Raw genomic sequence first — 12,877 nt, 5'->3', positions numbered from 1 at the left:
TTATGCCTGTAATACTTTTTTTCAGTAGTTCTGCTAAAGAGATCGCCAGATTACGAAGAACTGGCCGTTGCGCTCAAGGCGTTTTTCATCGTATCGGTAGCCACCAGGTTTTTGTAGTCCAGAGAAACCGCAATAAGTCCGGCCTTGACATGAAACTGATCGGAGGCGTCATAGCTCTGCTGATTGATCAATGGACTCATGGGCATACTTGTCTTCACAGCGCTCCAGGCAAGATTGCCCGTTTTCTGATCCGCCTTGAGATAACTTGCCATCATACCCGGCATCTGCTCCGGGTGATTCTGGATATAATCCTCTGCCTGAGCGAGCGCCCGAATGAAAGCGGCGATGGCTTTGGGTTTGGCATCGATGACCTTCTGCTTCACATAAGCGACCGTAAAGAGCTGATGCTGCATGGCCGGGATATCACCACGCACCGGACTGATAAAGGCATCGCCATAGCTCCCCAGCGCGGCAATCTGGCCGCCCGGCGGTGACAACACTCCGGCATCTATACGCCCGGCTTTCAGCGCAGCAAGTATCGCTGGCGTGTTTGCACCCATATTGACCTTAACCACCTCTTTCTGCGCATCGAGACCCTGCTGCTTGAATAGATACGTGAGGAGAGCATCGGTCGCGCTCCCTGGTGCAGAAATGGCAATCTTTTTGCCGCGTAACCCCTGAATCTTATCGGCAAGCGAACTGCTCGCACTCAGATGTGTCTGCGCCTCAAACTGCTTGCTAACCGCGATATCAAGCAGGTAGTCGTTCGTCACCGCCCCGATCATTTTGATATAGGCATCGACCCGCGAAATCGTGAACACATTGGTAACACTGCCAACGCCAATCTCAACGCTATCAGCCTCGACCGCCGTTGTGAGCTTCGCGCCACTCCCCATCATGATTGGCGTGGAGGGATCAAGCGTTAAGCCCTGCGCCTTATAAAAATTCTGGCGGAGCGCCACATACATAGGGAAAAAGCTTATCTCATTGGCGACCTGCCCGACTTTGAGCGTCATGCTCTCCGTAGAACCGGTCGTCGGGCTGACATTGTTGCTACAGCTTGCTAATGGCAGACCTATAAAAAACAGGCTGCTTAGCAGGCAAGGCAACATGAGCCATACTCGTCGAATGGAACGTTGCATACATATTTCTCCAAATAAAAAATTTCAATGCTAGTGCTATGGGATCAGCTTTCTGCCAATGCTGATCTCCGTTTTCCAACGCGAAGTCATGCGATCAATCGAGTTGACCAGCGCGTTGAGGATACCGCCGATAATGCTCAGTACCAGGAGCGCGACAAAGACCCCGGCAGTGTTAAATGAGGTGGCCGAAGCGTCGATCAGATAGCCCAGGCCACGATTTGAGGCGATCAACTCGGCCACCACCGCTCCGATCAGCGCATACGGGATCGCTATATGCACGCCGGTCAACATAGAACCCGTCGCTGAAGGCACAATCACCTTTAGCAGCACATCGCGATACCTGCCCCCCATCAGGCGCACAGCATCGATGAGGTGCTGATCGGCGTTGCGCACCCCGGCCAGCGTGTTGAAAAAGATCAGGAAAAAGACGGTCACGGAGGCCAGGACGATCTTCATCTGGATATCAATACCAAACCACAAAATGAAGAGCGGAGCCAGGGCAATCTTTGGAATACTGTAGATGGAGGCAATAAATGGATCACAGGCTTCTGCCAGCAGTGGTTGTAGCCCTAAGAGAAAGCCTGCCGCAATGCCACTGATAATCCCAAAAAACAGCCCGAGCAGCGTCTCCTGAAGCGTTATTTCGGTATGCATCCAGAGCGTACCATCCATAATCCAGGCCACCGTCTGCGTGAATACGGCTAATGGGCTGCTGATAAATAAAGGATCAATAAAGCGACCGGAAAGAAACTGCCACACGATCAGGAACACAACCAGCAACGCCAGGCGCACGACGTTGATAAATAAGGGGGAGCGAAGATTGCGGCGCTCCCCCTGGCGCCGGGTCAATGAGAGTCGTTGATTGCTCTGTTCCGGTTTCGCCTGAGTATCGGGAAGCGTTGTCGTTCTCATAGCGCAACCTCCTGCTGCTGCGAACGAGCCACCATTAAGGCGTTCCAGAGGCGTTGGTGGATCTCAACAAATTGCGATTGGAAACGAATCCTGCCGGCGTCTCGCGGTCGGGCCAGTTCGATGGTATGGTCCAGAATGACGCCGCCAGCGGAACCGAGGACTACTACCCGATCACCCAGCACGATCGCCTCCTCGATATCGTGTGTCACGAAGAGAACGGTTTTGCCGCTTGTCTCCCAGAGGCGCAGCAGTTCGCCTTGCAATTCCAGACGCAGCTGTGCGTCCAGAGCGCCAAAAGGTTCGTCCATAAGCAATGTTTCGGGATCAGTACAGAGCATCCGCGCCAGGCTTGCGCGCCGAAGCATTCCGCCCGAAAGCTGGCGTGGATAGAGTTTTTCATAGCCCTTGAGTCCCACTTTGCCAATCAGTTCGCTGGCGATGCTTCCTCGCTTCGCGCGACCGATTCCGCGAATTTCTAGCGGCAGCTCTACATTGCGCTCGACGCTCCTCCAGGGCATCAATGTATCTTTCTGCGTCAAATAGCCGATTTCAAGCCGGGGAGCAACCATGAGCTGATCTTGATAATAAACTCGGCCAGCGCTGGCGGGTAATAGGCCGGCGACAATATTGAGTAACGTTGATTTACCGCAACCACTCGGCCCCACTATCACTACAAAGCTTCCTTGCTGAATCTCCAGGTTCATGTCGGCCAGAACGACGTTTTCCTGCTGACCATGAAGAAATGACTTACTTACCCCTTCAATACGAATAACTGCATTCATCCTCTTATGTTACCTCTTGATGGTACTCATACGATTTCCTTATCAGACTGCCCTCCCGATTCTGCTGGCAGTACACACTGAGAGGAATGATAGCTGTTTTTCGCATGTTACCTGTCAAGTTTTTCTCACCCCTCAGTAATTATTGTCCACTAACTCTAACATATAAATTTTAACTCCGCAATACATAGTTCTAATGGGTATTCTCTCTTTTTCATAGAGAAAGTATATTTCTCTGTTCCCATGAAACGCAAATATCTCCTTCTTGAAAGCGTTTTCATAGCTGGAAAAGAAAGTATCAGCCAGTACATATAGCACATTCTATAAAATATAGAATTGCCTGTACGGATCTTGCAGAAACCTCACGATAAAATAAAAATTACCGCTCTGTGGATTGTAACATAGAAAAGCTGCGAAAGTCAAAATCCTATCCTTCTTCTGCTTTCTCGCTAACAGAGGCTCTTCCTACTACTGCTGAATATATATCTCAATAATACTAAAACAGAGAACCGATGTTACTTTGCTTTTTCCAAAATTTTCCCGAACATTTTCAAATGATGCTATGGCCTCTATGTCGGTTAATGCTTGACTTCATGCAGAGCTTCTATGTATACTAACTACAACATCATGAAGAAAACACTGACGCGGTTGACACTATCGAAACATTCTTTACCCGGCAAGCGCTGCTATGAATGGGCATAGCAAAAAATAGCGCATCTCTGCTCAGGAAACGCATTGACGAAAAAAAAACGCATTGGCAGCAGAGAAAACCTCACAGAAGTCCTTTTACGGGACGGGAACGTACCCTGAGACCATCAATTGGCGGGGATGGTTCTCAACAGAGACCAGCACACACCTATCAATCAGGCAAGGCGCAACATCATACTTTTTACCAGCGATAGCTGTTATTTCATGAGAAGCCAGATATTGCTCTATGGCTCTAGTGAGGTGGGGATAGATCTTTGTCAACGTATACGCTTGATTTTGACACGATTCAACAGGTTATGCGAGCGCATCGCAAGACGGGCATACTCTATGCTGAGGTAGCATCAGGAGTGATGAAGTTACGCGAATCGTGTCGTATAGAAATCAAAATTATAGCCGGGGATATCGCTGCGTGTACTATCGTCGGCAGCAGCGGGCGCTATTTGACGGGAAATGAGGCAACCCAGGAGCTTGCTCGTCTCGGGAGGATTCGCTGGACCTTCACTCCTCAACAGGTGGGCGCGACGTCTGGAGCATCTATTGTGCCTCCAGAAAGGGATACTTCCCCCTATCCACGGCGCGTCGCTTATTTAGATCAGGAACAGATGCGGAACTGGCCGCGTCTCCATCGGTCGGTCTTTGCGCTAGCCGACGGCACCAAGAGCATCATCAAAATTGCGGAGGTACTTGTCGTACCGCCTGAAATCGTCAATAAGGTATTACAAGATTTACAATCAATTGGCGCCATCACGATGGGGTCACGAAATTAAACAAACAGGTTTTTTACGAAATGGAGTCGAGAATGCAGGATCAATTCGCTCGTTCTGAAAATATGACCTCGGCCCAAACAGGGCCATCTTATTTAACCGCCAGAGCGCGCCAGGAGAGTACATTATGGCTCTGGTGGTATCGCCTCACCGCTCCGGCTGAGCCAAAGGGCGACAGCACGTTTCAAGAGGTAGAACTATTTCGACGGGGGCGCACCGGGAGCCAGATCATTCTGGCCCTCTATTTTTTGCTCATTATTTCCATTCCTGCCAAATTCGTTGGCACCAATGACTATCTTCTCTACATTGTCGCTGGCGCTGCTGCTGCTCTTTTTATCGCAACGATTCTTAATCGGCTGAGTAAGATCACTATCGCGGGAATCATCGTGGTTCTCACATTTCTTGCATTTCCCATTGTCAATATTGTCACGACCCCTGGTGGCCTGAGCATGCTGGTCCTACCGCTCTTTGGTCTACTCGTGCTACCGCTGCTCTGCGCGGTCTCCTTTCTGCCCCCGGGCTGGGTCTTTGCTATTGCCCTCGTCAACATTCTCTTTACGCTACTTTCGCTCACCTATCTGCCCCATACGGCCGAGCTGAGTTCCATTCTCGCCATCGCCTATGCAGGTATCGTCACCCCGATTATCTTCAGTCAGATCCTCGTCTCGGTGGTCGCCTTTGTCTGGGTGTGGGGCACCACACAAGCTCTGCAAAGAGCCGACCGCGCGGAGGAACTGGTCCGACTCGAACACGACCTGGCACTTCAGGCTGAGGATGCGGCTCACCAGAAACAACTGCTGGAGGAGAGCGTTCACAAAATCGTCGAGACCCATATGCGCGTGGCCAACGGCGATTTCGATGCTCGCGTGCCAGTGGGCGAGGAAAATGTCCTATGGCAAATCTCCGGCCCTCTCAACAATTTACTGGCTCGCGCGCAACGATGGCGGCACGATTCTAACGAACTCTACCACATCAAACTTGCACTCCAACAGGCACGTGAAGAGAACGAACTGTTAAAACGGCGCTCCAGTCGATTACCGTAGTCCTCTGTCAAGCTTCATTGGGCACATGGAGCGAGGGGCATTCCCCGTGTATGGCAGGGGCGATGGCTGGTCCTCGCCCTTCTCATGCGCCACGATGGATTCACGAGCGATGGCTGGTCCTCGCCCCTGCCATACACGGGGAGGTGCCAGAGGGCTACGACAGATGCGGGGTCATTGCAACATATGATTAAATTCATAATTATTCGTGCAAAGCAAGGGCCAATTTGTGTACGCCGGCGCGCAACTCTTCGGGAGGCGTGCCCGCAAAACCTAGAAGCAAGCCCTCGCGCGTTAACGGACGCCGACCGAATTGTGAAACGAACGATATGTCCAGCCCATGCTTTGATATAAGGCCCGCAACCGCCTGTACGTTTACGTTTGCTGGCAACCAGACAACCAGGTGCATACCCGCCTCTGGCACCACCACATCTAGCAGATCGGCCAACTCGTGCCTGAGCGCATCAATTAATGCATTGCGTCGCTCCAGGTAAATTTGTCGCATCTTACGCAAGTGACGTATAAAATGACCCTCGGCAATAAAATCTGCCAGAACCATTTGCTCAAGCGGGGGCAGGTAGACATCAATAAAACGCCGCGCGGCAAGCAAGCCATTGAGCAGTTCGGGGGGCGCGACCAGATAACCCAGCCGCAGCGAGGGAAAGAGCACCTTGCTAAACGTGCCAACATAGAGGACGCGTCTGGCACTATCCAGCCCGTAGAGCGCCTCTAAAGGCCGTCCACTGAAGCGATACTCGCTATCGTAGTCGTCCTCAATGATCCACCCATCCACCTCTCTTGCCCATGCCAGTAGCGCCATCCGCCGCTGTAAGCTCATAGTGACGCCACTGGGAAACTGATGCGAGGGGGTAACAACCGCCAACCGAGCATCTTGCCGAAGCTGCTGTCCGAGCGCGACATCGATCCCTTCTCCGTCAACCGGCACCGGGACCAGTTCGGCTCCAGCTGCCAGCAGCGAGCCTCGCGCTCCCTGATACCCAGGTTCCTCGACCCAGGCCGCATCACCCGGATCAAGCAATACCCGCGCCACCAGATCAAGCGCGCCCTGTGAGCCAGCGGTGATTATGATCTGCTCAGGCGAACAATGAACGCCGCGAGTAATGCCAATATGGGCTGCAATCGCCTCGCGCAAAGGAGCATAGCCCTGAGCGTCCTGATAGAGCGAAACAGCTTGTAGCGAGCGGCGAGCATGCCTTGCCACCAATCTGGCCCAGGTTTCATAAGGAAAGTATGCTACATCTGGTTGGCCGACACGAAACAGATCAGTGCTGGTCCTATTGACTGGCTCGCTTGCAGAAGATGCGGTCACAAGCAACTCTCCTCGCCGCGAGAGCTGCGTTTGCTGTGGTTCAACATCTTTTGTAACATACTTTTTTCGCGTAGTATGAAATGATCGTCCATATTCAAGGTGAGCAACACGCGTGCCATCGCCCACCCTGCTCTCGATGTAGCCTTCCAGCAACAGCAGTTCATAGGCAAGGGCGGTCGTGTTGCGCGACACTCCCAGTGTACTGGCAAGGATTCGCGTTGAGGGAAGACGCGCCCCTGCCTCTAATTGTCCTGCCAGAATCTCGGCGCGCAATCGCTCATAAAGCTGCCTGTACAGCGGTATTGAATCGTTTTGATTGAGGATAATTTCTGGCCTCTTGCCCGGTTTTGCTCGTTTCACCATATATTCTATTATCTCGTCAAGATTCTTCTCGTGTTAAAAATTTATGAAATTTTTCGTTGCCGTAGAGTATTAATGGCACTATTATTTTATCCAAAAATGGCACTTTTAACAAGTCCATTCTCATGGTATGCTATCGTCACAGAAAAGAAGTTTGCAGTAAAACAAGAAGAAGGAGTGACCTATATGGGAGCCAGAATGAACTATGCAAAGGCCGCGCCGGGGGCGATGAAGGCGATGGATGCGCTTGATAGCTATCTTGCCGATTGTGGACTCGAACCGGCGCTCAAAGAACTGGTCAAATTACGCGCCTCACAGATCAATGGTTGCGCATACTGTGTCGATATGCATAGCCTGGATGCTCGCGCGGGAGGCGAAACGGAGCAGCGGCTCTATGCGCTCCCCGTCTGGCAGGAGACCCCTTTCTTTAGCGCACGCGAACGCGCCGCCCTCCTCTGGACGGAGAAACTGACGCAGATCTCGCTCGATCATGTGCCCGACGAGGTCTACGAACAGGTGCGCCCTCATTTTACTGAGACGGAGTTAGCCAACCTGACGCTTGTGATCGCCACCATCAACGTATGGAACCGCTTCGGGGTCAGTTTCCGCGACGTACCAGGCCGCTATAAGCCTGCGCGATAAGCAAGAACCACAATGGGCATGCACCATCATGTGTTGAACACATGATGGTGCATGCCCATTGCAGTTGACCGAAATGACAGAGCTAGGAAGCTGTATGCACAAATGATCTATCTTGCCGTTGTTGGATCGCCTGGCGTTTCTGCTCCAGGTATTCGTTTAGGTTGCTCAAAAAGGTCTCTCTTTCGTTGCTTTGCCTCTTTACACTGTGCAAACACACGCTGTGCTGTCGGGTCATCAGCATGTCTGTGAATAGAAAAAATGCTGGCAGAAAGTCATCAGGGCGTGGATGGAGGGCCTCAAGATGGTTCTGCCAGTCAGGTTCTACCACGGCTAACCTGTGTCATAACCATAACATATTTTTATCATTCTTTCAAGTTATTTTTACCATTCTTTTTGGTTATGAATAAAGCAAGTTAGCTTCGCAAGATTCTTAGCCGCGCTGGTAGCTCCAACTAAGCATCTTGCCATCCTTCCAGGGCATCGAACCGTGAAATGGGCGTGGATCGGCGTCGAAGACCATCGGCAGGAAGTGATGATCAGAGGGCCAGAGCGGTAACGTTGCCAGCGAGTCGAGCGGCACCCATTCCAACGTGCCCTCTTCGTTGCCCTGATGTGGCTCCCCATGCCAACTCTCGATGCGAAATACAAAGCCAAACCAGCCCTCGCCATGCTTGCCAAAGCCCGGCCAGCTAATCGTGCCGCGCAAAACCAGCGTATCGGCGATCAGGCCCGACTCTTCCTGAATCTCGCGCCGCATCCCTGACACAATATCCTCGTTCGGCTCCAGGCGTCCACCCAGGCCATTATATTTCCCATAATGATAATCATTGGGGCGCTTGTTGCGATGGATCATCAATACCCGCTTGCCATCTGTCGAGAGTACATATCCTAACGTCGCCAATACCGGCGTATACATCCTCTATGCTCCTGTTCTTTTCTTTTATTGTACTGTTTTTGCCAATATATACCCGTTTTCTGCCAAAAATTTCTGTTCTGAAAAGCTTTTCACGATCACCCCGAGCAGAAATCAGCCAATATATATAGAACGAGCGCACATTCTTTCTCGCCTTGCTGTCGGAAGATCTGGCTATTGCCCCTACCGCTCACATTGAGAAACAGCATGTATCGCATTGCTCCGGCGACAATTTGGCGCACAAAGCATCTTGCAAGGGCAACCCTCATAGAGTATCATGCACAAATAGGATGTTTACGGAGGTGTTCATGTCCCCGCGCCCTGATGTCAGCGAAGAACGTAAAAGCCAGATTCTCGATGCCGCTATCGCCGTGTTCGCACGCCTGGGCTTCCATCAGGCACGCATGGACGATATCGCACAAGAAGCCGGTCTCAGCAAGGGGGCACTGTATCTCTACTACAAAAGCAAAGACACCATCATTGCTGCAATCCTTAAATACCTCTTTACGCAAGAGATGAAGGTACTACATTCTTTTGTGGCAACTGAGCAACCTGGCAGCGTTCGCACGCAACTGGAGCAACTGACACAGCAACTCGCCGAAGCAATGAACTGGATGAGCAGATTGATGCCAATTGCGTTTGAGTTCTATGCCATCGCCGGGCGTCAGAAAGAGGTTCATCAGTTCTTAAAAGAGTATTTTAAGGAATACCGTGCGGATATCGCGCGCCTCATCCAGCGCGGCATCGACCGGGGTGAGTTTCGCGCCGTCAACCCGCAAGCCGTTGCAATCACGCTTACCGCGCTCTATGAAGGGCTGGCGCTGCTGTTTTTTGTTGATCCGCAAGCCGTGCAATGGAGCGAGCAGATCACCACATCGACGCGCCTGCTGCTGGATGGGCTGGCCTCCCAACCACCCTCGCCTCAATAGCAAGCTCGATCATTTACCCACTCGCCACCATCGTCTCCTCGACATGATTGGCATCGAAAGCGACTTGAGCCGCTGTGACCTGTTGATAGTTGTCGGCAACCCACTGTTCAAATTGGAGAACCAGCACACTCAACGTCTGCCCTAAAGGGGTCAGGCTGTACTCCACACGGGGAGGCACCTCTGGATAGCTTGTACGCACAATCATCCCTGACCGCATCAGATCGCGCAACGTCTGCGTGAGCATCTTCTGCGAAATCCCCTCAAGCGAACGCGAGAGCGCGCCTGTACGCACCGGTCCCGCCTTGAGCGCACAAAGAATCAAAAGCGACCACTTGCCGCCTATCAGTTCCAGGATCTCTCGCGATGGACAATACGTGTGACCAGCCAGCTCCTCACTTATCATGTTGTTCCGCTCCTATGTATGTACTTTCCAATGCATCCCTTCAATTCTTACCAAAAAGTGCGTACTTGTCAACCAGCACTTATCGTCTTAGACTGGAGGCCATCGGAACGCTGATATCAGTGATTGGAGAAGAGAATCATGCAACAGAAAACAGCTATTGTCACGGGAGCTTCAAGCGGCATCGGGCTTGGCCTGACACGCACACTGCTTGAGCAAGGATACTCGGTCGTCGCCAATGCTCGCACTATCACCATAACAGGAACACTGGACGCATCGGAGCGGCTGGCTCTGGTGGATGGAGATATCGCGCGACAGGAAACGACAACCCGTATCGTCGAGACGGCGATAGAGCGCTTCGGGCGGATCGATCTCCTCGTCAACAATGCTGGAATCTTTATTGGCAAACCCTTTACTGAGTATACCGTCGAGGACTTCGAGCAGCTTGTGGGAACAAATCTCTCCGGTTTCTTCTTTCTCACGCAGCAGGCTATCCATCAAATGCAAGAGCAACAGTCCGGTCATATCGTCAACATCTCCGCTGCTATTGCTTCTCAACCGATTGCCGCAATACCATCTGCCGTTGCCATCCTCACGAAGGGGGCATTGAATGCCGCAACAAAAGCGCTGGCCCTTGAATACGCACATGAAGGCATCCGTGTAAATGCCATCGCTCCAGGCACGATTGACACCCCACTCTCACAAAAAACGGACCGCGCGGTATTGCAGCGGTTGCAACCCATGCCACGCATCGGCAGCGTTGCCGAAATTGCCGCCGCCGTCCTTTATCTGACGGAGGCACCATTTATTACGGGCGAAATCCTGCATATCGATGGGGGAGCGCATGCAGGTAAATGGTAGCAATTGGGCCGCTTCCTTACACCATGCATCTCCCCGCAACAAGGATTCGATTCGCCTTACGCGGCGGCTTGGCCGATGAGTTCGAGCGAGACCGTCCACAATTTTTGTGCAGTATCCGGGTCAATCGCCCATTGCTTGACGCCGTCGCCATTTTTGAACAAGTCGGCGTCGTTGGGCACCGTGTGGGCCTCCTGGCCGTCGGTAAGATAGTGCCCGCCAGTGTGGGCGAATTCGGGGGCAACTGCCGCGACGAGGGTAGTAGTGGCACCTTGCTCGACAGTCTTGTAGACGAAGACTCCGGCGGCCTCGGCAGCGGCCAAGTAATCTTTCTGTTTCTGTGTGAAGTCTCTTTGCAGCTCGGTGGCGACGCCGCCAGGGTTGACAGCGTTGGCGACGATGCCGTCAGCGGCCCAGCGGCGCGTGGCTTCGACCGTGAATAACGAGTCGGCGGTCTTGGATTGCGCGTAGGCCGCCTGCGGATCGTACTCGCGTCGTTCAAAGTGAATGTCGTCGAACACGACCGGTGATCTCATATGTGCAGTGGAGCTGACTGAGACGATACGTGCCTCACCCCGTTCTCGGGCACCAACGGCGAGGGCGTCATGCAATCCGAGACTCAGGGTGAAGTGGCCAAGGTAATTGGTGGCGAACTGCAATTCCCAGCCTTCCGCGGTTCGGGACAGAGTGCTTGGAATGATCCCTGCATTGTTGATCAGCAAATGCAGCGGGCCGTTCCAGTTCTGGACAAAGTTGGCTACTGAGGCTTGGTTGGCGAGGTCCAGGGCGGTGACACGCACACGCTCATTCCTGGTTGACTTCGCAATGTCCTCAGCGGCCTTCGCGCCAGCGTCGGTATTGCAGACTGCGAGGGTGACTTCCGCGCCAGCACTGGCGAGTGCGCGAGCGGTCTCAAGGCCGATGCCAGATGAGGCTCCGGTGACGATGGCGCGGACGCTGGAGAGGTCGAGACCAGCCACGACATCCTCAGCAGTGCTTGTGGCGTTGAATCGGGTTGTGATGAGTGAATTGGGCGCTGTCATGAAAACCTCCTGAAAGAAACATGAGTGTTTGTGATTGTACCAGAAGTGTGGAGAACCATGATTGAAGATACTGCCCCAAGTATAAAATGCCTCAAATGTCATTTTCATGACCACGTTCCCTTGCGTCGTGCTGGAACCGCCAGTTTCCTACCCTCTCAAAAGCAAGTATACCTGAAAATAATTATCATATGTGCCCGTTGTTCTTCTCAAGAGAGGAACAACGGGCAACACGATTATTTCTGGAACGAGAACGCGGATGGACAGTATTGAGCAAGCGTGCATTGCTCACAGTGAGGCTTCTTGGCGTTGCAAACGGCGCGACCATGATAGATTGTGCGATGGGAAAAGTTGAGCCATTCGGTAGGAGGAAGGAGGCGCATAAGATCCTGTTCAATCTTCTCGATGTTGCTCTGCTGCGTCCAGCCGAAACGGTGCGCGAGGCGATCAACATGCGTATCCACGATCACGCCCACACTGATATGAAAGGCGTTGCCCAGAACCACATTCGCCGTCTTGCGCGCAACTCCGGGCAGCTTCACCATCTCTTCCATCGTTTGCGGCACTTCGCCCTGATGATGCGCCACAAGATATTGACAGGCAGCACGAATATTTTTCGCTTTATTGCGGAAAAACGTGATCGCTTTGATATCCTGTTCAAACTCTTCCTGGCTGGCGTTGGCATAATCGGCAGCGCTGTGATACTTCTGGAAAAGTTGCTTTGTGACCGAGTTGACGCGAGCGTCCGTACACTGGGCCGCGAGCTGCGTAGCAACAAAGAGTTCGAGCGGATTGGAGAAGTTTAGATCATATCTGGCGTCGGGATACAATCGCTGTAATTCTGTAAGGATGGCCTGCATCTGTTCGGTTGAGCCAGGTTTTGGCCCACTATAAGGATGCGTTGTTTGTTCCATTATACCTCCACTATAGCGGTGAAGTTGTTCGGCACCTCGCTGTGAAGGATGCCGACCAGACCAACAGCGAGGTGCCTACCTACTTCTTCTTTTTATCAACGGACAAATTGGAAACAAAGTCACGCACCACAACGTTTCCCTGGAAA

General features: G+C 52.3%; 13 protein-coding genes. 5 read left to right on the top strand and 8 right to left on the bottom strand.

Features of this window, described 5'->3' with window-relative positions; genetic code table 11:
- Positions 1-50 precede the first annotated feature (50 nt).
- From K3T83_RS54695 to K3T83_RS54685, 3 genes are read right to left on the bottom strand one after another with little or no spacing between them, the layout of a single operon-like run.
- Positions 51-1,142, bottom strand: coding sequence for an ABC transporter substrate-binding protein (locus K3T83_RS54695; RefSeq protein ID WP_220211556.1), 1,092 nt, complete (start codon positions 1,140-1,142; stop codon positions 51-53).
- Between the two features lie 36 nt (positions 1,143-1,178).
- Complete coding sequence (locus tag K3T83_RS54690) at positions 1,179-2,054, bottom strand: ABC transporter permease (protein WP_220211555.1); 876 nt, start codon at positions 2,052-2,054, stop codon at positions 1,179-1,181.
- On the bottom strand, positions 2,051-2,836 hold the full coding sequence (locus K3T83_RS54685) for an ABC transporter ATP-binding protein (RefSeq protein ID WP_220211554.1): 786 nt from the start codon (positions 2,834-2,836) through the stop codon (positions 2,051-2,053). Before K3T83_RS54685 ends, K3T83_RS54690 begins: the two co-directional genes overlap by 4 nt.
- A 959-nt stretch (positions 2,837-3,795) precedes the next feature.
- Between K3T83_RS54685 and K3T83_RS54680 the strand changes: the two genes are divergently transcribed.
- Both K3T83_RS54680 and K3T83_RS54675 read left to right on the top strand, forming a co-directional pair.
- Entirely contained in the window at positions 3,796-4,308 is a 513-nt protein-coding gene (locus tag K3T83_RS54680) for a hypothetical protein (RefSeq protein WP_220211553.1), read from the top strand.
- Between the two features lie 32 nt (positions 4,309-4,340).
- Entirely contained in the window at positions 4,341-5,348 is a 1,008-nt protein-coding gene (locus K3T83_RS54675) for a hypothetical protein (RefSeq protein WP_220211552.1), read from the top strand.
- A 199-nt stretch (positions 5,349-5,547) separates the two neighbouring features.
- Here K3T83_RS54675 and pdxR read toward each other — a convergent pair whose 3' ends face one another.
- Positions 5,548-7,038, bottom strand: a complete 1,491-nt coding sequence (gene pdxR, locus K3T83_RS54670; RefSeq protein WP_220211551.1) for a MocR-like pyridoxine biosynthesis transcription factor PdxR — start codon at positions 7,036-7,038, stop codon at positions 5,548-5,550.
- A 183-nt stretch (positions 7,039-7,221) separates the two neighbouring features.
- Here pdxR and K3T83_RS54665 point away from each other — a divergent pair, with 183 nt between their 5' ends.
- A complete protein-coding gene (locus tag K3T83_RS54665) occupies positions 7,222-7,677 on the top strand; it encodes a carboxymuconolactone decarboxylase family protein (RefSeq protein WP_220211550.1) in 456 nt (151 codons plus the stop codon).
- Between the two features lie 430 nt (positions 7,678-8,107).
- Here K3T83_RS54665 and K3T83_RS54660 read toward each other — a convergent pair whose 3' ends face one another.
- Positions 8,108-8,593 carry an NUDIX hydrolase gene (locus K3T83_RS54660; RefSeq protein ID WP_220211549.1) on the bottom strand — a complete coding sequence of 162 codons (486 nt, stop codon included), beginning with the start codon at positions 8,591-8,593 and terminating at the stop codon, positions 8,108-8,110.
- Between the two features lie 305 nt (positions 8,594-8,898).
- Between K3T83_RS54660 and K3T83_RS54655 the strand changes: the two genes are divergently transcribed.
- The gene (locus K3T83_RS54655; protein WP_220211548.1) at positions 8,899-9,519 is read left to right on the top strand and encodes a TetR/AcrR family transcriptional regulator; all 621 of its coding nucleotides are present in this window, start codon (positions 8,899-8,901) and stop codon (positions 9,517-9,519) included.
- Positions 9,520-9,532: 13 nt separating this feature from the next.
- Here K3T83_RS54655 and K3T83_RS54650 read toward each other — a convergent pair whose 3' ends face one another.
- Positions 9,533-9,922 (bottom strand): winged helix-turn-helix transcriptional regulator, encoded by a 390-nt coding sequence (locus K3T83_RS54650; RefSeq protein ID WP_220211547.1) that lies wholly within the window; start codon positions 9,920-9,922, stop codon positions 9,533-9,535.
- A gap of 135 nt (positions 9,923-10,057) precedes the next feature.
- On the opposite strand from K3T83_RS54650, the gene K3T83_RS54645 reads away from it, so the two are divergent.
- Positions 10,058-10,780 (top strand): SDR family NAD(P)-dependent oxidoreductase, encoded by a 723-nt coding sequence (locus K3T83_RS54645; RefSeq protein WP_220211776.1) that lies wholly within the window; start codon positions 10,058-10,060, stop codon positions 10,778-10,780.
- A gap of 56 nt (positions 10,781-10,836) precedes the next feature.
- Here K3T83_RS54645 and K3T83_RS54640 read toward each other — a convergent pair whose 3' ends face one another.
- Positions 10,837-11,820, bottom strand: coding sequence for an SDR family NAD(P)-dependent oxidoreductase (locus K3T83_RS54640; protein WP_220211775.1), 984 nt, complete (start codon positions 11,818-11,820; stop codon positions 10,837-10,839).
- Positions 11,821-12,053: 233 nt separating this feature from the next.
- The gene (gene nth / locus K3T83_RS54635; protein ID WP_220211546.1) at positions 12,054-12,731 is read right to left on the bottom strand and encodes an endonuclease III; all 678 of its coding nucleotides are present in this window, start codon (positions 12,729-12,731) and stop codon (positions 12,054-12,056) included.
- Between the last annotated feature and the right edge of the window lie 146 nt (positions 12,732-12,877).

This window comes from Reticulibacter mediterranei (assembly GCF_016587455.1).
This window is presented reverse-complemented; position numbering and strand designations above follow the sequence as displayed.